This window comes from Leclercia sp. UBA5076 (assembly GCF_002416465.1).
Lineage (GTDB): Bacteria > Pseudomonadota > Gammaproteobacteria > Enterobacterales > Enterobacteriaceae > Enterobacter.
The window spans coordinates 237,565-258,319 of the sequence record NZ_DIAO01000008.1; the positions used below are offsets into that span (position 1 = coordinate 237,565).

At 52.7% G+C, this 20,755-nt stretch carries 27 protein-coding genes; 14 read left to right on the forward strand and 13 right to left on the reverse strand.

Annotated features, from left to right (window positions below; genetic code table 11):
* Positions 1–218: 218 nt before the first annotated feature.
* The 6 genes from B3X29_RS08585 to B3X29_RS08610 all read right to left on the reverse strand — a co-directional run bounded on the left by B3X29_RS08585 (position 219) and on the right by B3X29_RS08610 (position 3,097).
* Positions 219–833, reverse strand: coding sequence for a hypothetical protein (locus B3X29_RS08585; RefSeq protein WP_032617611.1), 615 nt, complete (start codon positions 831–833; stop codon positions 219–221).
* A 13-nt stretch (positions 834–846) separates the two neighbouring features.
* Positions 847–1,887, reverse strand: coding sequence for a DUF968 domain-containing protein (locus B3X29_RS08590; protein ID WP_032617610.1), 1,041 nt, complete (start codon positions 1,885–1,887; stop codon positions 847–849).
* On the reverse strand, positions 1,887–2,243 hold the full coding sequence (locus B3X29_RS08595; protein ID WP_032617609.1) for a RusA family crossover junction endodeoxyribonuclease: 357 nt from the start codon (positions 2,241–2,243) through the stop codon (positions 1,887–1,889). The genes B3X29_RS08590 and B3X29_RS08595 overlap by 1 nt, the downstream gene beginning before the upstream one ends.
* Positions 2,240–2,446 carry a hypothetical protein gene (locus B3X29_RS08600; protein WP_032617608.1) on the reverse strand — a complete coding sequence of 69 codons (207 nt, stop codon included), beginning with the start codon at positions 2,444–2,446 and terminating at the stop codon, positions 2,240–2,242. The genes B3X29_RS08595 and B3X29_RS08600 overlap by 4 nt, the downstream gene beginning before the upstream one ends.
* 130 nt (positions 2,447–2,576) lie before the next feature.
* Positions 2,577–2,822, reverse strand: a complete 246-nt coding sequence (locus B3X29_RS08605; RefSeq protein ID WP_072010775.1) for a hypothetical protein — start codon at positions 2,820–2,822, stop codon at positions 2,577–2,579.
* Positions 2,823–2,863: 41 nt separating this feature from the next.
* Positions 2,864–3,097: a DinI-like family protein gene (locus B3X29_RS08610; RefSeq protein WP_032617607.1), complete on the reverse strand. Its 234-nt coding sequence runs from the start codon at positions 3,095–3,097 to the stop codon at positions 2,864–2,866.
* A 451-nt stretch (positions 3,098–3,548) separates the two neighbouring features.
* Here B3X29_RS08610 and B3X29_RS08615 point away from each other — a divergent pair, with 451 nt between their 5' ends.
* Positions 3,549–5,162: a restriction endonuclease gene (locus tag B3X29_RS08615; RefSeq protein ID WP_032617651.1), complete on the forward strand. Its 1,614-nt coding sequence runs from the start codon at positions 3,549–3,551 to the stop codon at positions 5,160–5,162.
* A 352-nt stretch (positions 5,163–5,514) separates the two neighbouring features.
* Here B3X29_RS08615 and B3X29_RS08620 read toward each other — a convergent pair whose 3' ends face one another.
* The 6 genes from B3X29_RS08620 to B3X29_RS08645 are packed head-to-tail and all read right to left on the reverse strand — an operon-like array spanning position 5,515 to position 8,754.
* On the reverse strand, positions 5,515–5,787 hold the full coding sequence (locus B3X29_RS08620) for a DUF977 family protein (protein ID WP_032617606.1): 273 nt from the start codon (positions 5,785–5,787) through the stop codon (positions 5,515–5,517).
* 3 nt (positions 5,788–5,790) lie between these two features.
* Positions 5,791–6,210, reverse strand: a complete 420-nt coding sequence (locus tag B3X29_RS08625; RefSeq protein WP_032617605.1) for a PerC family transcriptional regulator — start codon at positions 6,208–6,210, stop codon at positions 5,791–5,793.
* A gap of 15 nt (positions 6,211–6,225) precedes the next feature.
* Positions 6,226–6,771 (reverse strand): replication protein P, encoded by a 546-nt coding sequence (locus B3X29_RS08630; protein ID WP_224214518.1) that lies wholly within the window; start codon positions 6,769–6,771, stop codon positions 6,226–6,228.
* Entirely contained in the window at positions 6,683–7,912 is a 1,230-nt protein-coding gene (locus tag B3X29_RS08635; RefSeq protein ID WP_072250885.1) for a DUF1376 domain-containing protein, read from the reverse strand. The genes B3X29_RS08630 and B3X29_RS08635 overlap by 89 nt, the downstream gene beginning before the upstream one ends.
* A gap of 54 nt (positions 7,913–7,966) precedes the next feature.
* The gene (locus tag B3X29_RS08640) at positions 7,967–8,521 is read right to left on the reverse strand and encodes a toxin YdaT family protein (protein WP_032617602.1); all 555 of its coding nucleotides are present in this window, start codon (positions 8,519–8,521) and stop codon (positions 7,967–7,969) included.
* A 2-nt stretch (positions 8,522–8,523) separates the two neighbouring features.
* Positions 8,524–8,754, reverse strand: coding sequence for a transcriptional regulator (locus B3X29_RS08645; RefSeq protein ID WP_072010774.1), 231 nt, complete (start codon positions 8,752–8,754; stop codon positions 8,524–8,526).
* A gap of 122 nt (positions 8,755–8,876) precedes the next feature.
* Here B3X29_RS08645 and B3X29_RS08650 point away from each other — a divergent pair, with 122 nt between their 5' ends.
* The 8 genes from B3X29_RS08650 to B3X29_RS08685 all read left to right on the forward strand — a co-directional run bounded on the left by B3X29_RS08650 (position 8,877) and on the right by B3X29_RS08685 (position 14,837).
* Positions 8,877–9,281 carry a helix-turn-helix domain-containing protein gene (locus B3X29_RS08650; protein WP_032617649.1) on the forward strand — a complete coding sequence of 135 codons (405 nt, stop codon included), beginning with the start codon at positions 8,877–8,879 and terminating at the stop codon, positions 9,279–9,281.
* Between the two features lie 276 nt (positions 9,282–9,557).
* On the forward strand, positions 9,558–9,680 hold the full coding sequence (locus B3X29_RS08655) for a hypothetical protein (RefSeq protein WP_256369318.1): 123 nt from the start codon (positions 9,558–9,560) through the stop codon (positions 9,678–9,680).
* A complete protein-coding gene (locus B3X29_RS08660; RefSeq protein WP_032651367.1) occupies positions 9,677–9,859 on the forward strand; it encodes a DUF1482 family protein in 183 nt (60 codons plus the stop codon). Before B3X29_RS08655 ends, B3X29_RS08660 begins: the two co-directional genes overlap by 4 nt.
* 165 nt (positions 9,860–10,024) lie before the next feature.
* Positions 10,025–10,360 (forward strand): hypothetical protein, encoded by a 336-nt coding sequence (locus tag B3X29_RS08665; RefSeq protein ID WP_039028967.1) that lies wholly within the window; start codon positions 10,025–10,027, stop codon positions 10,358–10,360.
* Positions 10,361–10,363: 3 nt separating this feature from the next.
* Positions 10,364–10,705 carry an Rrf2 family transcriptional regulator gene (locus tag B3X29_RS08670; RefSeq protein ID WP_032617597.1) on the forward strand — a complete coding sequence of 114 codons (342 nt, stop codon included), beginning with the start codon at positions 10,364–10,366 and terminating at the stop codon, positions 10,703–10,705.
* A 137-nt stretch (positions 10,706–10,842) separates the two neighbouring features.
* Positions 10,843–13,431, forward strand: a complete 2,589-nt coding sequence (locus tag B3X29_RS08675) for an exonuclease (protein WP_290522162.1) — start codon at positions 10,843–10,845, stop codon at positions 13,429–13,431.
* A 52-nt stretch (positions 13,432–13,483) separates the two neighbouring features.
* The gene (locus B3X29_RS08680; RefSeq protein WP_032617596.1) at positions 13,484–13,729 is read left to right on the forward strand and encodes an excisionase; all 246 of its coding nucleotides are present in this window, start codon (positions 13,484–13,486) and stop codon (positions 13,727–13,729) included.
* Entirely contained in the window at positions 13,710–14,837 is a 1,128-nt protein-coding gene (locus B3X29_RS08685) for a site-specific integrase (protein WP_032617595.1), read from the forward strand. Before B3X29_RS08680 ends, B3X29_RS08685 begins: the two co-directional genes overlap by 20 nt.
* Before the next feature lie 117 nt (positions 14,838–14,954).
* On the opposite strand, the gene icd is transcribed toward B3X29_RS08685, so the two are convergent.
* Entirely contained in the window at positions 14,955–16,205 is a 1,251-nt protein-coding gene (icd, locus tag B3X29_RS08690) for an NADP-dependent isocitrate dehydrogenase (RefSeq protein ID WP_103179180.1), read from the reverse strand.
* A gap of 117 nt (positions 16,206–16,322) precedes the next feature.
* On the opposite strand from icd, the gene rluE reads away from it, so the two are divergent.
* The 5 genes from rluE to purB are packed head-to-tail and all read left to right on the forward strand — an operon-like array spanning position 16,323 to position 20,658.
* On the forward strand, positions 16,323–16,994 hold the full coding sequence (rluE, locus tag B3X29_RS08695; protein WP_103179179.1) for a 23S rRNA pseudouridine(2457) synthase RluE: 672 nt from the start codon (positions 16,323–16,325) through the stop codon (positions 16,992–16,994).
* Complete coding sequence (locus B3X29_RS08700) at positions 16,987–17,460, forward strand: NUDIX domain-containing protein (protein ID WP_103179178.1); 474 nt, start codon at positions 16,987–16,989, stop codon at positions 17,458–17,460. The genes rluE and B3X29_RS08700 overlap by 8 nt, the downstream gene beginning before the upstream one ends.
* 41 nt (positions 17,461–17,501) lie before the next feature.
* Complete coding sequence (gene mnmA / locus B3X29_RS08705) at positions 17,502–18,611, forward strand: tRNA 2-thiouridine(34) synthase MnmA (protein ID WP_159339133.1); 1,110 nt, start codon at positions 17,502–17,504, stop codon at positions 18,609–18,611.
* A gap of 27 nt (positions 18,612–18,638) precedes the next feature.
* Complete coding sequence (gene hflD / locus B3X29_RS08710) at positions 18,639–19,268, forward strand: high frequency lysogenization protein HflD (protein WP_263950977.1); 630 nt, start codon at positions 18,639–18,641, stop codon at positions 19,266–19,268.
* A 19-nt stretch (positions 19,269–19,287) separates the two neighbouring features.
* Positions 19,288–20,658: an adenylosuccinate lyase gene (gene purB, locus B3X29_RS08715; protein ID WP_103179175.1), complete on the forward strand. Its 1,371-nt coding sequence runs from the start codon at positions 19,288–19,290 to the stop codon at positions 20,656–20,658.
* Positions 20,659–20,755 lie beyond the last annotated feature (97 nt).

A 20,755-nucleotide genomic window follows, 5' to 3' on the forward strand; every position in this document is an offset into this window, starting at 1 on the left:
CGTCACTCTAATTATGTTTCAAGATCATTATAGCACTCTCCCAAGCGACGGGATGGGGAATGCAGGCAATAAAAAACCCCGCCAAAGCGAGGTTTCAGAATTTGTTTGATAAAGGCTTTTCGTCGCTGCCATCGTGGCGCAGCTCTGCCAAGCATGAATGGATTATTCATTTTTCTGGCCCGTTTTCAACTCCTTCTTAAAAATATTTAACATACATCTCACTTTTGCTCGGCTTCTATCTGTCGGCGAACAGCCAGAAATACCTTCGCCTGGAAGATTTCAAGGCACCAGCGCACCCGCTTACGCGCTTCTCCGTCAGTAAGCCAGGGGGCCACGTGCTGCAATTCCCGGGTGATGTCGGATATCTTCTTGCGGGTGGTGTAAAACTGCAGGCCGACCACATAAACCGGATCGCGCTGGTCAAAGGTTTTCAGCATGATCTGTTCGATAAAGTCGGCATCATCATGGCGCTCGCTCTCTTCTATCAATTCAGACAGGGTTACCGGCCACAGAATGGACCGGGCGCGCAATGCTGCCTGTACGCCACGGAACCCCTCTTCCCTTGCCTGCCCCAGCGCCTCAGTAATGCGCGTAAGCTGAGTGTCTGACCACTCTGATTGCTTTACCTCAGACCAGAACTGGCTGCAGTTCTCCAGGCGGTATTGCGCGCGGGTTTTACCGCCTACGCATTCCCCCCAGACCGTCAGCAAGGATTTGATCCAGGCAGACTGAACACTTTTAAGAGGCGTGAACTTCCCGAGGTAACTTTTCCTCGGTGCTGCAGCTGCTTTACCCAGACCTTCGATATGAATGCGGCGTTGACGTGGTGTCATCCTGTACTGCTCCTTAAGCCAGAACGCCGAGCGCAAAGGCCCGGTCCAGCACTCTGATTATCATTTCCGGCTGAGTACCGTGCTTACGCTCGAATTTCACCGGATCGTTATGTAGTTCGGTATGGTGCTGGCGGCACAGGGGGATCACGAGACTGTCGTGCGCCTTCGTTCCCATGCCTCCCTGGCCCCAGCCGATGAGATGGTGTGGATCATCTGACGGTCTGCCGCAGCACTCACAGGGCTGTGTCTTAACCCATGCCAGGTATTTGGGTTTATCCCAACGGGTCCGCTTTGGCCGCTTCATCAGGGTCTGCGGTGATTCTGGATCCACAAGCACGCCCACAACTGGCTTAATGGCTGGTGGAGCGCCTGCAGGTGTTGCAGGTGCTGCAGGTAGCGCGCGGGCCTTGTCGGCGATGATGCTGGTGGCCGGTACCGACGGTACGATCTCGCTCTCGCGGTACGTTTGTTTCTCCGCCGGCAGGCGCAATGCATCTCGGGCAACGGATTCAGGCAGCGCGTCGGTGACACCGGCACGAACAGCCCACCAGCACAATTCAGCCAGTGATAGTTCACGGGCTTTGTCGAGCGCCAGCGCTACTCGGGCGATGTCCAGCACCCAGTCGATGACGTTCTGACGCGCCAGTTCCGCCAGACGTTCGGTGTACTGCTCGCGCAGCCGGTTGTCGCAGTGGCCACAGAGAAGGATCGCGCCGGGCTCGTGCCGCATGGTGGTCAGTTCGTGATAGTGGTAATTGCTGTGCTGGTACTGGCAGGTGCCGCCGCCGTGGCGCAGCAACCAGTATTCCAGGCCAGCCAGCCCACCAGCAGCGGTGATCACCTTTTCGTGGAGGAAGAACGGACGCAGCGCCGGGTTGGCCGCCAGCGGCTGGCGAAGGTCTGGCACTCGCCCGGTCTCAAAGCTGGCCATGCTGGCAGGCTGGCTCTCCACCAGCACGCGCCCTGAGATGAACATGGGCATCAGCTCGCTGCCCGGCTTCAGCAGCACAACGCCCAGCTCCCGGGCAATAACCGGTTTCAGCAAGGCGCGCATCAGTCGATCACCCCGATGATGATCTGCCCTAACTCACCCCAGCGCTTCGTCACGCGGGAATCCCAGATATGGGCGTCATCCGCATAGATGGCATCCATCAGGGCCTTCTCCAGGTTATCTTTGTCGGGTTTCTGCTGGTGCGGTTTCCCTGCCATCTCCTGGCGCTTCTTCTTGCTCCAGCTCGGGGGCATCGGGAGGATGAACGTAATGTGCGCGCCTGCTTCCGGCAGTTCGACGCCCAGCAGCCGAACGTGATCGCAGAATGCACGGTACCGGAGAACCTCCGGGCGCTTTTTCCACTTATCCGCCCTGGTCATTCTGGGTTTGCCCATCGGGGTGATGTTGTAGGTCTTCACGATTCCCTCCAGAGCTTTTGCTGGAAGGTCTTATCCTGACGCGGGGCTCTGTTTGCCTCGGGCAGATAAGCGGTGAGCGTCCAGTGGATGAGATCGAAATCAAGGCTGCGCACAGTCCGCACGTCATTAGCGCGATAGCGGGCCTCGAGCTCGTCCACTTCTTTCGTCGTGAGCTGGGTGTGAATGAAGCTAGTTTTCTTCATGCCGTCACCAGTAAGTGCGCAGGCAAAAAGAAATCGCTGATTCCGAAAGGAACCAGTTTAAGTGCTTGTTTGGAAGGTTTTTGCGCCATGGTATCTCTCCAGTGGCGCAGCAGGTATAGGTTGTTCAGGCCTATGACGGGAGTTTAACAGAATTAAGCGAAACACGGTAACCTGCCCGCTCCAGCATCTGCGTAAAGAGAGTTGGCGACCCTACAATCTCATCATCCAGAAGCGGCGTAAACGACACCACATCACCTCGCCTGTACATCAGCGCACGGTCACATTCAGGAAATGAGTGCAGTCGTGCAACGATAACCCCATCGTGACATCTGATGACTGCATAACCCTTTTTTGGAAATTCTTCTTTTTGTTTCACCAAACCTCCCCTTCCACCCAGGAAACTAATTACATGCTGAATTAATAAAACCAGTCGTCAGCGCTTTCCCAGGTCTGCTGGAAGATCTTTTCTACCTTCTTCTTCGCGTCCTTTTCACCGCCCAGAACACTTAACCCATCTGAGCCTGTTCGTCGTATAACCAGGGTGCAATCGCCTACCTGATCCTGCAGTCGTGTTAACAGTTCTTTTTCCAGAGCCGGGACAGCGCCCTTAGGAAGTTCTTTAGTTCTATCAATGCTTAACTCAACTCTCATAATAGCCTCCGCTGCATTAACTGTATGAATACACAGTATACCTATGGGCCGTTTTGATCAATGCTTTAGGCACACAAAATGCCGATAAGAATTATGAAAAATGAGAGCATAAGCCCGCTTGCCGCACTGTGTGCAAAGCGCTCGTTTAAGTCTGTAAAGTTCAATACGCCCCAACAGAGTCCCGCTTACAAGGGAAGAGTAACTTCCGTTTTGTGCCAGAAGCGGACGTTGATAAAACAGCACTCAATCAGTTAGTGATCATGACCAGCACTCCGTTGATTGGATAAGCGAAAAGAAACCTGCATATTTTAAGATGTGGGCTAATTGCTTTTTTAAAATGTTATAGATTGAGTTGGTGCTAATAAAGTAGATTAATTACAGGTTAATTAGATGGACGGTTGCTTGAGGCAACTTCCCTTGTTGCAAACTGAACTTTATGTTGGGGATTGGGATGGGACGGAGATCAGGATTTGAAGGTTTTATACGTGCTACAGGCAGAGCCGTAGCAGCAGCAGAGCGTGAGCGTAAGAGAGCAGAGCGCCATCAGTTTGCCGAGGCTCGCCGAATAGAGCGCGAAATAAAACGTGATAATGCTCAGAGACTTCGCGAGCAAAAGGAGGCTGATAAGTTAGCAAAAGCCATGTATTTGGAAGAACGTCAAGATGAAGTTTCCGATCTTAACGCTGAGCTGAACGAGACTATTTCCGCGCTTTCAACACTTCTGGAACATACTCTCGAATTTGATGATTCAATTGATTTTTCGGCGCTGAAAAAACACCCAAAATTCGAAGACTTCAAAACACCTAAGCATCTCTTACCAGACCCGGAGCCAGAGATAAAAGTTGTGCATGCTCCAGCTGCATGGAAGACTATTTTCCCGTGGGTAAAGAACAGATATTATCGAGAATTGCAGCAGGCAGAAGAATCTTTCAATAAAAGTAAGGAAGATCATTCAATTAAACTTTTAAGCCAGAAAGTTGAGCTTGATGCTTTAGTTGCTGATTATCAGGCCCGAAGAACTGCTTACCTCGAAGAAATAAAAAGTCAGCACGACGAAGTTGACCTGTTTGAGCAAGACTACCTCAACTGCGATCCTGACAGCGTGTTGGCATATTGCGAAATGGTGTTGACACGGTCTGAATATCCTGAGAACGGCTTCCCACAAGCCTTTAGGTTGGCCTATTTACCTGACAGTAAGGAGTTGTTGGTTGAATACAACTTACCTGATATTGCAATAGTACCGCGCGAGTTGGAATACAGATATGTCAAAACGAGAGATGCCATTGATGCCAAGGCGCGAAAGATTGGCGAGATCAAAGAACTCTATCAAAACATAATCGCCGCGATCACACTCCGCACAATGCATGAGCTTTTCGAAGCTGACAAGGCATCTGCTTTAACATCAGTTCTTTTTAACGGTGTAATCGAAACGATCGATCCTACAAGCGGGCATGACACTAAAGTCACATTAGTATCTGCCCGTGCTTACAAGGACGATTTTATGCAAATAAAACTCGAAAGGGTCGAAAAGAGTGCATGCCTTAGAAGTTTAGGTGCACAAGTTTCAGGGCGGCCAGATGAACTTCAGGCAGTAAAGCCTATTATCGAATTCAACATGGTTGATAAACGCTTTATTGAACAAGGTGATGCTTTATCTGCCCTTGAAACACGACCAAACCTTATGGAACTTTCACCGTCAGAATTTGAGGTATTAGTATCAAATCTTTTCACCCAAATGGGACTAGATACCAAACTCACCAGAGGTACAAAAGACGGTGGCGTTGATGCGGTGGCATTCGACACACGCCCGATACTCGGTGGCAAAGTGGTGATTCAGGCTAAGAGATATAAAGACACTGTCGGTGTTAGTTCTGTAAGAGATCTTTATGGAACAATGATGAATGAAGGTGCTAACAAAGGTATTCTGGTGTGTACAAGTCAATACGGTAAAGATGCATATCGTTTCTGCGAAGACAAACCAATCGAACTCATAGATGGAGGTGGACTTCTCTACCTCTTAAAAGAGCATGCTGGGGTATCAGCACGTATCAACCCCAATTTTTAATTACTGTTCCAGACTCGGTCTAATGTTTATCGCGAATGTTTGAAATTAGAAATTCAGCACAAGATTTCTAGTCGAATAATTCAAGGATATTAACTTAGGGCAGAATTTCCTGCCCTTTTTGTTATCCCATTAAACTAGCCTGCGCCCCGTTGATTACTATATCGCAATACCTGTAAATACCCCTCAAATCCGCATATTCTCTTTAGAGAGTAGATAACGCTACTTTGGAAGCGAGCATGGAGATCTATGTGCCTTCGCACATTCCTAATGATTTCAAGATTTAGCGAACGTCCGCTCTTCGCTTATAGCCGCCCTAAAAATCCTTTCCGGGCGGCTTGGTGATAGTTAATTCTCAAGCTTTAGTTTCATTCGCCGTCATACGATGGGTGTAACGCTCCATGTCAAAGTCAATAACTGCCCGCTGGTCGCGAAAGACGCCGCAGCGTCCGTGGCGAATAAGATGGCCCTGCTTCACGGCAGCCCGGATGTATTTCTCGGCAGTATTGCGGTGCAGGCCGAACATGGCGACTACGTCATTGGTCGTAGCATGGCCATGCTTTTTCACCATCTCGATAATCCAGGCGATAAACAGGGTGCGCTCCCTGTGAGTTTTTGGTCTCGGCATCAGTTAAGCCCTCCCCGACATGCGCAGGCACTCTTTACGCCGTTTGGCGATCCGGGCAACTTCGACAGCACTGCAGGCGATCCCGAACATGTCCGAATACACCGCTGCGGCGCGACGCCATAGCCCCTTTTCTTCCAGCGCCTTCGCTTTCTGCTCAGCCGCCTGCATCTTCACCGGGTCGCTTTTCTCCTCCATGCACGGGAGTATTGCATCCGGAATATCGGCGTGCGGCACCGCCGTGTAGATGTACTGAACGCTGTTGCGGGATCGGGTGATCACCCCATCGTCACTCAGCTCGCGAAGCAGTCTGCCTGCTGTTGCACCTGACATATCCAGCGCTTCGGAAACATCGCCGACGGCGCAGTTCGGCTGATAGCGCACAAAAATCGCCACCTGGTCTTTCTGGGTTAATGGTTTGGTCATTGGTCATTACTCGATTTAGTTGGTTAAACCTGCCGCTTTGCGGCGTTTGTACTCTTCCATAAGCAGCTGCGCCGGAGTTGGCCCTGCCGGGTGCTGCGGTGCTGCAAGCTGGCGGCGAATCGGCGGTACCGACAGGCCGTTACTGACATGCTTACTCCATTTCGTTAACAATTTTTCCGCCAGTTTCTTAAGCTCACTTTCGGTCATCTGACGCTCCACGCCCGTTCTGCGCATCTCAATGCAGATGTGATACAGCACCGGCTGCGTCCACGGATATTTGTCGCTGCCTGAAAACCGATAGGACTCATTGCGCCAGCGGCGATACTCACCCATGACACTGTCGGACGTAAGGCCGAAGGCGTTTGCGCCACTTTCTGAAACGAGCGATACGAACTCAGCCAGATCCGGCGGCCACGTGTTCCCACCTGCACAGCGCTCCATGCACTGCTGGCAGACCATCTTGATTTGCTTTTCAGTCATCGAACCTATCTGGGCTATCCAGAGCGCCGAAGGTTCGGCCCCATTCTTCTGCGTCCACCGGTTCGAGAATATTTCCCCCATGACCTGCCACAGGTGCCAGGCCGTTTCCGTCGCCATCAAGTCCATTGCGGCGTCTCCACTTTGCGTGGGCTGACTGAATCTGCTGAACAGCCCTGGATGCTGTAGGCTCTCCCCGAACTCCTGCATTGTCCTTACCTCCGGTTTCCGGTTGTTTTTTGGATCTCACCAGCACGATGTGCCGTGCGAATTTCTGTTCCCACTGGACCTGCGTGAATACTTTCCCTTCGGATTCCCAGTACGATGCGAACTCTGCAAGCTCTGTCGGGAGATAAACAGGTTCAGGCAATGCGATCCCCCACATCGCAGCGCGCTGGCGAAAATCTCTGGATGGCAGCCACACGCTGGTCATTGTGAATTTGCCGATCGGCTCATCAAGGCCATCCAGATATCGCGGTGGTGTTGATTCAGTTGGTGGTATCACCCCTCCTGAATTTTTATTTTTTCCTGCGCTAAGAGAGGGGTTTTCTTTTAGATCTGTATCTTTATCTGGATCTGTATTTGTAGTAGCCGTAGGAGCACTACAGTAGTTATCTACGTAGCTACGCGTAGCATCTACAGTCGTTATTTCCCCTGCTACAACAGCCAAAATGACCGCTTTAATACATTCGCTTTCAGTAAACCACTCACCCTCAACCCGATACTGGTCAAAGGCGGCGTGGATTGTGGTTTCCGATTTTTCTACGGTCTTTATCGTAGCTACTACGGCCAATTCACTACCGTAGTTCCTACGTAGTTCGGAAAGACGCGCCCATGGATTTTTGGAGTAACCAATTTTTATCAATCCCGAGGCGGGGTTTTTGATAAAATAGACATAACCGTTAAAACCCTTCAGTGAATCTCCACCGGGCAATTTTTTCCCGCGAGGGGAAGTGAGCACTGTTTCGATATCGCGCTCAATCCGCAGGTGGATCCAGCTTTCGCCATCATCCTCAAAGAACTCTGCAAGAACGGTGTGAAGCTCAGCCCAGCGCGAATCCGACACGCGAGCGATCTTCGCCAGCCTGTTTTTAGGGATGGGTCTACCTGTCTGCCAGTAATTGAACATCAGCAGCAGGTAAGCGCCGTGCTCTTCCGTAGACAGATGCATGGTGTCCGCCAGGTAATCAGCAATGTAGAGTTGCATATAGGGCAGCGCTGCCATGTTTACTCCTGTTGCCCGGCGTACCGGGTCGTATGGTCATTGGTCAAAACTCGATTACGTAAAAAGTGGTGCTAATGCCTGAAGGTGGGCGATCATCACGCCAGCTAGTTCCCCTGGTAACAATGCAGCGTTGGCAAGGAGGTTTTCAAAACCCTCCTTCGCTTGCTTCGCGTTCGGCAAGCCCAGCAACTTTGCTTGGTGATGCTCGCCGGTCTCTTTTATTGCATCGGCCACCAGCTCGATATCGGTTTTACCCTGTCGAAGGCCATGCTTTCTGGCGATCTCAATGGGCATTGCCACGCTGATCGCGTTTGCGAGTTGCATGACATAACCCGTGTATTTGCTGGAGTTGGTTTCGTTTTTTAGGTAGCGATAAAGGTTCTGTTTGTTCACAGTGATCCCTCGCCCGCCATCCTTGGCCCATTGCTCGGCCACCAGCTGCGTAACAACGTCCTGCGCCTGGCCCGGGATAGTTGCCTCCCACTCACGAACGGCAGACAGAATCGCGCGATGGCGCGTTGAGTCCCGGCGCCGATGCTCAATCTGATTCCGAGTTTTCAGCGGAGCGGCGTTCTGTCGGTTAAGATGTTCAAACGTTACTGATTGCATGATTAGGCTTCCTTTTGAGGCAAACCATCAGTGGGGTTCGGGTAGAGATCAGGGCGCAACTCGTGCGGAGTTACCTGCCAGTCCAGAGCCCTGCAGGCATTAAGAACTTCAGTGCTGGCAACTTGAGTACGAAACCAGACTGATACTGTCTGCGAATTCTTACCCAAGCGGCGAGCTAGTTCAGACTGACTTCCACACAAAGAAATAATTTTTTGTTGAATAGCTTCGTTCATGGTTCCTCCCAGTTTAGGAATCACATGATTGATAAATAATTTGTCAATGTCAAGAAACTTAATCAGTCACAACTGAAAAGAAACTTTGTATGCTTGCTGATAGGTTTAATTTGGATCCGAATATGAACTTCGAAGAACGACTATTAAGAGCTCTTGAGGAAGCTGGCATATCTCAATCTGAGTTAGGCAGGAGAGTTGGCGTCAATTCTCAAACAGTCAGTAACTGGTGCAATACAGGTAACTTTCCTCGCAAGGAAAAGCTTGCATTATTCCCTCAAGCCCTTGGAAAACCTCTGTATTGGTTCTTTATGACTGATGAAGAAGAGGCTCAACTTAAGGCCACTACAGCCAGCAAAACTGTGTTAACTGAAAAGCAGGCTGCTTTGTTAGAGGTGTTTGATCAACTCCCAGAGGTAGAGCAAACACGCTTCGTTCAGTTGGCTAGTGATCGTCTCGAAGAGCTCGATAGATTTATGGCAGAGTTCTTGAGCAAAAGAAAAATAGAACCGACGCCGAACAAAGACTAAGACAGAACAAAAACGCCGCTTTTAGCGGCTTTTTTTTTGTATCTCGCCAACCTAAAACCTCTTCTAAAACAATCATTGAAATAAAATATGTCATAATCAATTTGACTGATGACAAATTTATTTGTAGTCTGATTTCACAAATTCAGTCATCAAGGCAGGACGCCCACGCAGTAGCTGCCGGCGGCATATGAAACACCGGATGAGATGACAAAAACTAACGCGCAGCAGGCTTTACCGTTCCGTCGGCCAGACGCAAAGGGCAACAAGGAGATAACCATGATCGACTACGCACGTAACCCAGTAAGACAGCAGGCTATTCGCCTCAACATCGTTGAAGTCTTGATCCGCAAGTTCTGCTACTTCATGGCGCAGAAAGGTAATCCAGAGCTCAACGCATGACCTCGTTTTTCGCCTTAATCGTTACCGTCTGCGCCCTCACGGGGGAATGCTCAGACATCATGCTCGGCGTTTATAACACCGAGGCGGTTTGTGAAGCAGCTGCCGCAGAGCAGCACGTGAAAGGACAGTGTTACCCGTACAAACCGGCTGACGACCAACAGCCAGCGTTACATTTTTAATCGAGTTTCGACCAATGGCTGTTGCCAGCCTGATGCCAGGTGCACATGGCATCGTGATGGTAATCCCGCCATCTCAACCAGACAGGAGTCGATGACCTGTTCTGGTTAAATTGGAAAAGTTCTCTTTGCCCGTCGCACGTGGCGGGCCTTTTTTCCGGAGGATTTATGTCAGCGAACGAACTGGCATTGCGATACAGCACCGCACCGGCAGAGGAGTTAATCGGCATCCTGCCTGTTCTTGAAGTTAAAGAAGCGCTGCGCGGTGAAGTTGAAGAAGACGTTATGGATGAAGTCTGGCAGGAGCACCAGTTTGAAATGGAGGCAGTGGAGGAGCAGACCGAGGAAGCGAACCGCCTGGCTCAGAAGTTTGAACTGGTAGCGGAGACGTTCGGGACGGCGATTAAGCTGGCACTGACCCTTCCATACGGCGAAGCGATTCAGGTTCTGCAGGATGCCATTGAAGATAACCCTGGCTACGGCCGGGATCCGGTGAAGGGATAGACCATGGAATTTGGAATGAAACGAGTCATGGCGTCTGTCCAGGCTGTTGCGGTTCTGGAAAGAATCTACTGCGGCAAGCCAGTGCCCCTCGCCACACTGAGTAAAGAATCGAAGCTCTCAGTTTCCTACCTGGAGCAAATTTTTAAGCGACTGCGCAGCGGCAAGCTGGTCACCTCGCACAGAGGCCCGGGCGGCGGATATAGCCTTCGTGAAGGTGATATCTCAGTTTCAGCAGTCATCCGCGCAGTCAGCAAGATCCCGTCGAATACCACGTTCGACCCGGTGCTTGATGCACTTGATGGAGTGCTTATCTCTCAGCTGGCGAATAAGCCCGGCGCCCAATAAGCACAAAACCCGCGCAAGGCGGGTTAAGTACCCGGTCAGCCGACCAAAGCTTTCCGGAATCGAGTTTTGACCAATGACCACTACCTAAGCAGCGCTCATTAGCTGTTGGGTATCTTACACCCAAACGAGGCTCCAAGATGGAATTTTTTAATCATATTAAGGCTACCCAAAAATCAGGCAAACCTGACGCCGTCTACTGGGGGACATTTAAAACAGAAGCCCGCGCCAATCTTGCACTGGATGTTGCACTCGAAGATGCAGGCATTGAAACTGGCCGCGGGAAAGACTACCTCAAGCCGATCCGTACAGACATGCCGGTTGTGGATGATCTGCCCGAAGAAGGCGTTGTTTGCTTTGAGTTTTGCAAGCGCTACACCCTGGCCGACGACCAGCGCACCTGGAAGGTGATCCCCGGCGCCGCAACTCAGGGTGAAACCACCCCCACCCCGGTGGTCACCAGCGATGCAGATCTGCCTGCCGCGCCTGTAACTTCTACTGACACAGCAGTCGCCGACAACACCTCCCTGCTTGAAAATCGCACCCCGGCTGTCCGCTTCGCCGTCCATCTGTTGGGTGACAAGTACCTTTCGGAGATCAGCCAGGAGCAGCAGATTGTCGCCAACGAACTGGCGACCGATGAGGTGAATGCTTACTTCCAGAACATGCTGCAGGCCAAAAATGACGTTGCTGATATTGGCGATCTCAGCCTGCATGCTGAGTGGAAACTGGTGCAGGCCGTCAAAGACGTTTTCCCGCAGGACAAAGAACACGAATCCGCGCTGCTGGCTGCCTTCATGTCGGGCTGGATTAAAGCCGAAGATCGCAATCAGCTGGTTGAGGACTGGAAGAGCGGCAAGCTTCCAGCCAGGGATGAGGCCCCTAAACCCCTTTATGAACATGGCCTGCAGATCAGCGAACACGATACCGGAGGAGCCCACTACCCCGTTTGCAAAATGCCATTCCGCAAACAGCTGCTGGCCCAGCTGACGGTGGACGAACTGCGCCACCACATCACCCGCAGCGAGAATGCGGAACTGCACGCGCTGGAAATGGATACGGATAATGGTTATATCCAGGATCTGCTGCTCGCCGCTGAAAATTTCCCGGAAGTTAAGGCTTTCGATACCAAAGACCTGTGGCGTTACACGAACGCAATTCGCAAAGTGTTCAGCATGGATAAGCGCCATGAGCTGGGCCTGCTTTTGCAGTTCACAAAGGCCTGGGTAGCTACCCCATATATCGACCGTGGGATCCTGACGCGTGAATGGGCTGCCGGTAACCGCATTAACCTCGTGCAGCGCACCGACGCTGGCACCAATGCCGACGGCGGGTATGTAACTGATCGCGGTGAAGGCGCGCATCACACTCTGGAAACCCTCGATCTGGAGATCGCCAGCGCCCTGCTGCCGATGGACTTCAACTATCGTGAAATTCCGGTGAGCATCGCACGCCGCGCCAAAGAAATCATCGCGAAAAAGGAAGAGCCATGGAAATCGTGGAGCAAAATCCTGCGCAACCAGCCCGGCGTTCTGGCAGTGAACCGCGCGGCCATCTTCAACCTGGTGCGCATCGCGCCGGAGAATATCCACCTGACGCCTGCTGCTCACCTTGAGTTCGTTAACCGGACAATGACGGCTGAATTTAATTCTGCAACCGAACTGCTGCCGATCCAAGCAGCCTCCGCCGCTCCGGTTGTGAATGAAATAACCATCAATCCTGCAGATGAAAAATCTTCTCGAGCCCCCCTCTGCACTCACGAGGAAAACCTGAAACGCGTACGTGAAGAGGGAGCACGCCGTCGTGCGGATGAGGCCAACAGTCAGCCGCAGGTCGCGAACCTCGGCGGAGGCGTATTCGCCATCGATGACCTGATGAACGAAAAACAATCAGAAAATGATGACCGTTCATCGGTTAATGAGGAGACCACCAGCGATGTGCAGATGGAAGAGACTGACCCGACGGAAGGAGAAAATATTGGCGCGGTTCCACCAGGCGAAAGCGCTGATGCAGCTGATCCGCAAACAGATGCCGTAGCTGAGACTGTTTGCACCGGCTGTAGTGGCTGCCCAGACTGTGGCGCCGTGGCTGGAGACGCAACCTATGCAGCGATGGAATCGGGTCTGAAAGAGGAGCTGGGCCCTGATACCTCAAACACGAAAACCATGTTCACGCACCTGATGGTGGATCTCGAAACCATGGGCAAAAAGCCGGGCGCGCCGATCGTTTCAATCGGGGCCGTATTCTTTGACCCGTCCAGCGGGAAAACCGGCGCTGAATTTTACCAGGTGATTAACCTCGAATCGTCGATGTCCTTCGGTGCCAGGCCGGACGCCAGCACCATCCTCTGGTGGCTGAAGCAATCATCGGAAGCCAGATCTGCAATCGTGGTGGATGATACGGTCGGTCTGCTGGAGGCACTGGAGCTGTTCCTCGACTTCATTGCTGAAAACGCGGCTAACGGCTCGAGGACTGTTCAGCTCTGGGGGAATGGTAGTTCGTTTGATTGTTCACTTCTGGAGGCAGCATTCGAACTGGCCGACACGCCATTCCCGATCCCGCACTGGAACTACCGTGACGTGCGTACCGTCGTCGAACTGGGCAAAGCTGTTGGGCTGAACTCTCGTTATGAAATCCCTTTTGAGGGTGATCAGCACAACGCTCTGGCGGACGCCCGTCATCAGGTCAAATACGTTTCGGCTATCTGGCAGCGCCTGACAGCAATCTGATTAGAATATTTCAGCCAATGGCCCGTTACTGGGCCATTATGAGGTAAAGCATATGATCCAGATGTTAACTCTCGAAGAGTGGGCCGCTGAAAAATACAGAAGCAACCCTCCAAGCGTGTCGACACTTCGACGTTATGCGAAACAGAACCAGTTCTCTCCACCAGCAATGAAGCAGGGCCGCTTATGGCGCGTTCGTGAAGATGCTGAGTTGGTAGGTGAACTGGCCGCACCGGTAGTTAAGAAGAACGACTCCATATTGCTGCAAAGGATTTTGAACGATGGCTGCCAGACCACGTAAAAACAATGTCTCTGTTCCGAACCTATACCCTCTCTACAGCAGGAAGGTGAACAAGGTTTACTGGCGCTATAAACATCCAATCACCGGCAAGTTCCATGCGCTGGGCACCGACGAATTGGAGGCTATTGCGATTGCTACTGAGGCAAACGCGCGCCTGGCAGAACAGAGAACCCGGCAGATTTTGGCAATCAGTGACAGGATCGCCACAAGCAAAGGCAAAGCGATCACGGTTTCAACATGGCTCGACCGATACTGGAAAATTCAGGAAGAGCGCCTGGCTTCAGGTGACATTAAATTAAACACATTTAAACAAAAAAATAAGCCAGCGGCTCTTCTGCGTGAACGTGTTGGTATGAAATTGTTGCCATCCGTTGATGTACGCGATATCGCCCAAATTCTTGATGAATATATTGCGGCGGGTCAGGCGAGAATGGCTCAGGTTATTCGAACCGTTTTGGTCGATATATTTAAAGAGGCGCAACACGCAGGTGAAGTTCCCCCGGGTTACGATCCTGCATCAGCCACTAAAAAGCCCAGACGTAGAATCACCCGGCAGCGACTTAGCCTTGAGGAATGGCAGCGGATATTCGAGATTGCAGACGCAAACCACCAGTATATGGGTAATGCTATGTTGCTGGCTTTAGTAACCGGCCAACGCCTAGGTGATATTTCGAGAATGAAATTTAGCGATGTCTGGGATGACCAGCTGCACATTATTCAGGAGAAAACGGGAAGCAAAATCGCGATCCCGTTATCGCTCCGCCTGAACGCCATTAACTGGAGTTTGCGGGATGTTATATCGCGCTGTCGGGATTACGCGGTAAGCCCTTACCTCGTCCATTTTTTCAGGGCCACTTCGCAAGCAGAGCGTGGCGCCCAGGTTAAAGCGAACACGCTCACAATGAATTTTAGTAAGGCCAGGGATAAGGCAGGGATCGACTGGAGGGAAGGAACGCCGGCGACATTCCATGAGCAGCGATCGCTATCGGAACGTCTTTATAAGGAACAGGGAATTGACACTAAAAAGTTGCTCGGTCACAAGTCACAGCAGCAGACCGATCGCTACAACGACGACCGCGGGAAGGACTGGACGACAATCGCGATATAGGATTTTGGGGTGGGGTTTTGATAACTTGTTTTGATAAATTTTTGATAACCGTTCAAAAGCTAATAATAAAAAACGGGAACCATCAGGCTCCCGTTCGCATACAACCCGGAATCCGGATTACATGTTTTCGATGATCGCGTCACCAAACTCTGAACATTTCAGCAGTTTAGCGCCTTCCATCAGACGTTCGAAATCGTAAGTTACGGTTTTAGCGTTAATCGCGCCTTCCATACCTTTAACGATCAGGTCTGCGGCTTCGAACCATTCCATATGACGGAGCATCATTTCTGCGGAGAGGATGATAGAACCTGGGTTCACTTTATCCTGGCCAGCATACTTCGGTGCGGTACCGTGGGTCGCTTCGAACAGGGCGCACTCGTCACCGATGTTCGCGCCTGGTGCGATACCGATACCGCCAACCTGCGCCGCCAGGGCGTCGGAGATGTAGTCACCGTTCAGGTTCATACAGGCGATAACGTCATATTCAGCCGGACGCAGCAGGATCTGCTGCAGGAACGCATCGGCGATGACATCTTTAATGATGATCTCTTTGCCGGTGTTCGGGTTCTTGATCTTCTGCCATGGGCCGCCGTCGATCAGCTCGCCACCGAACTCTTCCGCCGCCAGCTGGTAACCCCAGTCTTTGAACGAACCTTCTGTGAACTTCATGATGTTGCCTTTGTGAACGATGGTCACAGAGTCACGGTCGTTGGTGATTGCATACTCAATCGCTGCACGAACCAGGCGCTTGGTGCCTTCTTCGGAACACGGCTTGATGCCGATACCGCAATGTTCAGGGAAGCGAATTTTCTTCACGCCCATCTCTTCGCGCAGGAACTTGATTACTTTTTCGGCTTCTGCGGAGTCCGCTTTCCACTCGATGCCCGCATAGATATCTTCGGAGTTCTCACGGAAGATAACCATGTCGGTCAGTTCTGGGTGTTTAACCGGGCTTGGGGTACCCTGGTAGTAACGTACCGGGCGCAGGCAGACGTACAGGTCGAGTTCCTGACGCAGAGCAACGTTCAGGGAGCGAATACCGCCACCAACTGGGGTAGTCAGCGGGCCTTTGATGGCAACGCGGTAGTCACGAATCAGGTCCAGCGTTTCAGCTGGCAGCCAGACGTCCTGGCCGTAAACATGGGTAGATTTTTCACCGGTGTAAATTTCCATCCAGGAAATTTTACGCTCGCCTTTATAGGCTTTCTCAACAGCGGCATCCACCACTTTCAGCATCGCTGGGGTTACATCAACACCGATACCGTCACCTTCGATGAACGGGATAATCGGATTGTTTGGAACGTTCAGCTTACCGTCTTGCAGGGTGATCTTTTTACCTTCCGCCGGAACAACTACTTTGCTTTCCATTAACCTCTCCTTCGAGCGCTTCTGGTTGTTACTGATCTTATGTTAATAATTTGTAATGAGCCCACCGATAGTACCTGAATGTCTGGCGCCATGAAAGGCATTCGTTATTAGGCTATAATGCGGCAATTGATAACGTCTGAAAATACCATGCAGAAAACTTCTTTTAGAAATCACCGGGTTGAACGATTCAGCACCCGACAAGCGTCCAGACCGCGCAAGCAACGCGCGCCAACACGCGTCGTTTTGTTCAATAAACCTTACGATGTCCTGCCGCAGTTTACCGACGAAGCCGGACGCAGCACGTTGAAGGATTACATCCCCGTTCAGGGGGTCTATGCCGCAGGCCGACTCGATCGCGACAGCGAAGGGCTGATGGTGCTCACCAACGACGGCGAGCTCCAGGCCAGGCTCACCCAGCCCGGCAAACGCACCGGCAAAATCTACTATGTGCAGGTTGAAGGCGTCCCGGACGACGCGGCGTTAACGGCGTTGCGTAACGGCGTTACGCTGAACGACGGCCCTACCCTGCCCGCAGGCATTGAGCTGGTGAATGAGCCAGAGTGGCTCTGGCCGCGCAATCCGCCGATCCGCGAGCGCAAATCGATTCCCGTTTCGTGGATCAAAGTCACCCTTTATGAAGGCCGTAACCGCCAGGTACGGCGCATGACGGCGCATGTCGGCCATCCGACGCTGCGCCTGATCCGCTACGCCATGGGCAGTTACACGCTGGATAACCTCGCCAACGGTGAGTGGCGGGACGTTACCGAACAAGGAGAGCCTCATGTTTAAACCGCATGTCACAGTGGCCACAATTGTCCACGCCCAGGGCAAATTTTTGGTGGTGGAAGAGACCATCAACGGCAAAGCGCTCTGGAACCAGCCTGCGGGCCACCTGGAAGCCGACGAGACGCTGGTCCAGGCGGCGCAGCGTGAGCTGTGGGAAGAGACCGGCATTCATGCCAGGCCGCAGCATTTCATCCGCCTCCATCAATGGATCGCGCCGGACAAAACGCCGTTTATCCGTTTTTTGTTCGCCATTGAGCTTAACGAAACGTGCGCCACTGAGCCGCACGACAGCGACATCGATCGTTGCCTGTGGGTGGATGCCGACACCATCCTTAACGCAACACATCTGCGCTCCCCGCTGGTTGCGGAGAGCATTCGCAGCTACCTGACCGGCCAGCGTCTGCCGCTGGAGACCATCGGCGAATTTAACTGGCCGTTTACAGAGGGTGTCAATGCCGGGGGCGCGTGATAGAATACGCCGCCTTGAAGTTCAATGTCGTGAGTATTCCAATGTCTGAAAGCCAAAAAAAAGTGATCGTCGGCATGTCCGGCGGCGTCGATTCTTCCGTCTCTGCCTGGCTGTTGCTGCAACAGGGCTATAAGGTTGAAGGCCTGTTCATGAAGAACTGGGAAGAGGACGATGGCGAGGAATACTGCACCGCCGCCGCGGATCTGGCTGATGCCCAGGCGGTATGCGACAAGCTCGGCATTGAACTGCACACCGTCAATTTTGCCGCAGAATACTGGGATAACGTGTTCGAGCATTTCCTGGCTGAATACAAAGCCGGCCGCACGCCAAACCCGGATATTCTGTGCAACAAAGAGATCAAATTTAAAGCCTTCCTCGAGTTCGCCGCTGAAGATCTGGGTGCTGACTACATCGCCACCGGCCACTACGTGCGCCGCGCGGATGTCGACGGCAAAAGCCAGCTGCTGCGCGGGCTCGACGGTAACAAAGATCAGAGCTACTTCCTCTATACCCTCGGCCACGAACAGATTGCCCAAAGCCTGTTCCCGGTGGGCGAGCTGCAAAAACCAGAAGTGCGTAAAATCGCCGAAGAGCTGGATCTGATTACTGCGAAGAAAAAAGACTCAACCGGGATCTGCTTTATTGGTGAGCGCAAATTCCGTGAGTTCCTGGGCCGCTATCTCCCTGCCCAGCCGGGTAAGATCGTGACCGTGGATGGCGATACCATCGGCGAGCACCAGGGTCTGATGTATCACACCCTGGGCCAGCGTAAGGGCCTCGGTATCGGCGGTATCAAAGAGGGTAGCGAAGATCCGTGGTACGTCGTCGATAAAGATGTTGAAAACAATATTCTGATTGTGGCCCAGGGTCATGACCATCCGCGTCTGATGTCCGTCGGGCTGATTGCCCAACAGCTGCACTGGGTCGACCGCGAGCCGCTGAAAGGCACGCTGCGCTGCACGGTGAAAACCCGCTATCGTCAGACCGATATCCCCTGCACCGTGACTGCGCTTGATGATGAACGCATTGAGGTGCGTTTCGACGAGCCGGTCGCCGCCGTGACCCCGGGTCAGTCTGCTGTCTTCTACAGCGGTGAAATCTGCCTTGGCGGCGGTATCATCGAACAACGCCTGCCGCTGACCGCGGTTTAATGCGATAACACACAGAAAGGAGCAAGTGTGGCGAAGAACTATTATGACATCACCCTGGCGCTGGCAGGAATTTGCCAGTCTGCCCGTCTGGTGCAACAGCTGGCGCATCAGGGTCACTGCGATGCTGACGCGCTGCACGTTTCGCTCAACAGCGTCGTGGATCTGAACCCCAGCTCCACCCTCGGCGTGTTTGGTGGTAGCGAAGCGAATCTTCGTCTTGGTCTGGAAACCTTGCTCGGCGTGTTAAATGCCAGCAACCGTCAGGGGCTTAACGCCGAACTGACGCGTTATACCCTCAGCATGATGGTGCTGGAGCGCAAGCTGAATGCCGCCAAAGGGGCGATGGATACCCTCGGCGAGCGCATTACCGGCCTGCAGCGCCAGCTGGACCATTTCGAGTTGCAGTCCGATACCTTACTCGGCGCCATGGCGGGCATCTATGTGGATGTCATCAGCCCACTGGGGCCGCGTATCCAGGTGACCGGCTCCCCTGCCGTATTGCAAAGCCCGCAGGTGCAGGCCAAAGTACGCGCCTCCCTGCTCGCCGGTATTCGTGCCGCGGTACTGTGGCAACAGGTCGGCGGTGGCCGCCTGCAGCTCATGTTTTCTCGTAATCGCCTGACCACTCAGGCAAAACAAATTCTTGCTCATTGTTAACCTCCCGGAGTTGCGAACTATGGAATTATCCTCACTGACCGCCGTTTCCCCTGTCGATGGACGCTACGGCGATAAAGTCAGCGCGCTGCGCGGGATCTTCAGCGAATATGGTCTGCTGAAATTCCGTGTACAGGTTGAAGTACGCTGGCTGCAAAAGCTGGCCGCGCAGGCAGCAATCAAGGAAGTTCCTGCTTTTGACAGCCAGGCAAACGATTACCTCGATAAAATCGTCGCAGAGTTCAATGAAGAAGATGCCGCACGCATTAAGACCATTGAGCGCACCACCAACCACGACGTGAAAGCGGTTGAGTATTTCCTGAAAGAGAAAGTGGCAAGCGTTCCGGCCCTGCACGCGGTGTCAGAATTTATTCACTTCGCCTGCACCTCAGAAGATATCAATAACCTCTCCCACGCGCTGATGCTCTCTACCGCGCGTGAAGAAGTCGTACTTCCTTACTGGCGCAAAATCATCGACGCGGTGAAAGCCCTGGCGGTGGAGTATCGCGATATCCCGCTGCTCTCCCGTACCCACGGCCAGCCTGCAACTCCGTCCACCATCGGCAAAGAGATGGCGAACGTCGCTTACCGTATGGAACGTCAGTACCGCCAGCTTGAGCAGGTGGAGATCCTCGGTAAAATCAACGGCGCCGTGGGTAACTATAACGCCCACATCGCCGCCTACCCGGAAGTGGACTGGCACCAGTTTAGCGAAGAGTTTGTCACCTCTCTGGGGATCCAGTGGAACCCGTACACCACCCAGATTGAGCCGCACGACTACATTGCCGAGCTGTTTGACTGCATCGCGCGCTTCAACACCATTCTGATCGACTTCGACCGCGACATCTGGGGTTACATCGCCCTGAACCACTTCAAGCAGAAGACCATCGCCGGCGAAATCGGTTCATCCACCATGCCGCACAAGGTCAACCCAATCGACTTCGAAAACTCCGAAGGCAACCTGGGCCTGGCAAACGCGCTGCTGCAGCACATGGCCAGCAAACTGCCGGTTTCCCGCTGGCAGCGCGACCTGACCGACTCCACCGTGCTGCGTAACCTGGGTGTGGGCATTGGCTACGCGCTGATCGCCTATCAATCCACCCTGAAGGGCGTGAGCAAGCTGGAAGTGAACCGCGAGCGTCTGCTCGACGAACTGGATCACAACTGGGAAGTACTGGCGGAGCCAATCCAGACCGTAATGCGTCGCTATGGTATCGAGAAGCCGTACGAAAAACTGAAAGAGCTGACCCGCGGCAAGCGCGTCGATGCCGAAGGCATGAAGCAGTTTATCGACGGTCTGGCCCTGCCAGAAGAGGAGAAAACCCGTCTGAAAGCGATGACCCCGGCAAACTACATCGGTCGCGCTATCGCGATGGTTGATGAGCTGAAATAACGCTTTTTACCCTCTTTCCGCCCGGAAAGAGGGTTCCTTTCCCCCGGTTTACGAAATGTTTATCCCCTCCGCAACATAATCAGCGTTAAACTACTCT

Coding starts and splice junctions, on each gene's coding strand:
- B3X29_RS08675 (WP_290522162.1), top strand. CDS start 10,843: ATGGAATTTTTTAATCATATTAAGGCTACCCAAAAATCAGGCAAACCT.
- B3X29_RS08630 (WP_224214518.1), bottom strand. CDS start 6,771: ATGGGGGAAATATTCTCGAACCGGTGGACGCAGAAGAATGGGGCCGAA.
- B3X29_RS08665 (WP_039028967.1), top strand. CDS start 10,025: ATGTCAGCGAACGAACTGGCATTGCGATACAGCACCGCACCGGCAGAG.
- icd (WP_103179180.1), bottom strand. CDS start 16,205: ATGGAAAGCAAAGTAGTTGTTCCGGCGGAAGGTAAAAAGATCACCCTG.
- B3X29_RS08700 (WP_103179178.1), top strand. CDS start 16,987: ATGTTTAAACCGCATGTCACAGTGGCCACAATTGTCCACGCCCAGGGC.
- B3X29_RS08625 (WP_032617605.1), bottom strand. CDS start 6,210: ATGACCAAACCATTAACCCAGAAAGACCAGGTGGCGATTTTTGTGCGC.
- rluE (WP_103179179.1), top strand. CDS start 16,323: ATGCGGCAATTGATAACGTCTGAAAATACCATGCAGAAAACTTCTTTT.
- purB (WP_103179175.1), top strand. CDS start 19,288: ATGGAATTATCCTCACTGACCGCCGTTTCCCCTGTCGATGGACGCTAC.
- B3X29_RS08585 (WP_032617611.1), bottom strand. CDS start 833: ATGACACCACGTCAACGCCGCATTCATATCGAAGGTCTGGGTAAAGCA.
- mnmA (WP_159339133.1), top strand. CDS start 17,502: ATGTCTGAAAGCCAAAAAAAAGTGATCGTCGGCATGTCCGGCGGCGTC.
- B3X29_RS08645 (WP_072010774.1), bottom strand. CDS start 8,754: ATGAACGAAGCTATTCAACAAAAAATTATTTCTTTGTGTGGAAGTCAG.
- B3X29_RS08615 (WP_032617651.1), top strand. CDS start 3,549: ATGGGACGGAGATCAGGATTTGAAGGTTTTATACGTGCTACAGGCAGA.
- B3X29_RS08650 (WP_032617649.1), top strand. CDS start 8,877: ATGAACTTCGAAGAACGACTATTAAGAGCTCTTGAGGAAGCTGGCATA.
- B3X29_RS08620 (WP_032617606.1), bottom strand. CDS start 5,787: ATGCCGAGACCAAAAACTCACAGGGAGCGCACCCTGTTTATCGCCTGG.
- B3X29_RS08670 (WP_032617597.1), top strand. CDS start 10,364: ATGGAATTTGGAATGAAACGAGTCATGGCGTCTGTCCAGGCTGTTGCG.
- B3X29_RS08600 (WP_032617608.1), bottom strand. CDS start 2,446: ATGAAGAAAACTAGCTTCATTCACACCCAGCTCACGACGAAAGAAGTG.
- B3X29_RS08640 (WP_032617602.1), bottom strand. CDS start 8,521: ATGCAATCAGTAACGTTTGAACATCTTAACCGACAGAACGCCGCTCCG.
- B3X29_RS08685 (WP_032617595.1), top strand. CDS start 13,710: ATGGCTGCCAGACCACGTAAAAACAATGTCTCTGTTCCGAACCTATAC.
- B3X29_RS08610 (WP_032617607.1), bottom strand. CDS start 3,097: ATGAGAGTTGAGTTAAGCATTGATAGAACTAAAGAACTTCCTAAGGGC.
- B3X29_RS08590 (WP_032617610.1), bottom strand. CDS start 1,887: ATGCGCGCCTTGCTGAAACCGGTTATTGCCCGGGAGCTGGGCGTTGTG.
- B3X29_RS08635 (WP_072250885.1), bottom strand. CDS start 7,912: ATGGCAGCGCTGCCCTATATGCAACTCTACATTGCTGATTACCTGGCG.
- B3X29_RS08680 (WP_032617596.1), top strand. CDS start 13,484: ATGATCCAGATGTTAACTCTCGAAGAGTGGGCCGCTGAAAAATACAGA.
- B3X29_RS08655 (WP_256369318.1), top strand. CDS start 9,558: ATGATCGACTACGCACGTAACCCAGTAAGACAGCAGGCTATTCGCCTC.
- B3X29_RS08660 (WP_032651367.1), top strand. CDS start 9,677: ATGACCTCGTTTTTCGCCTTAATCGTTACCGTCTGCGCCCTCACGGGG.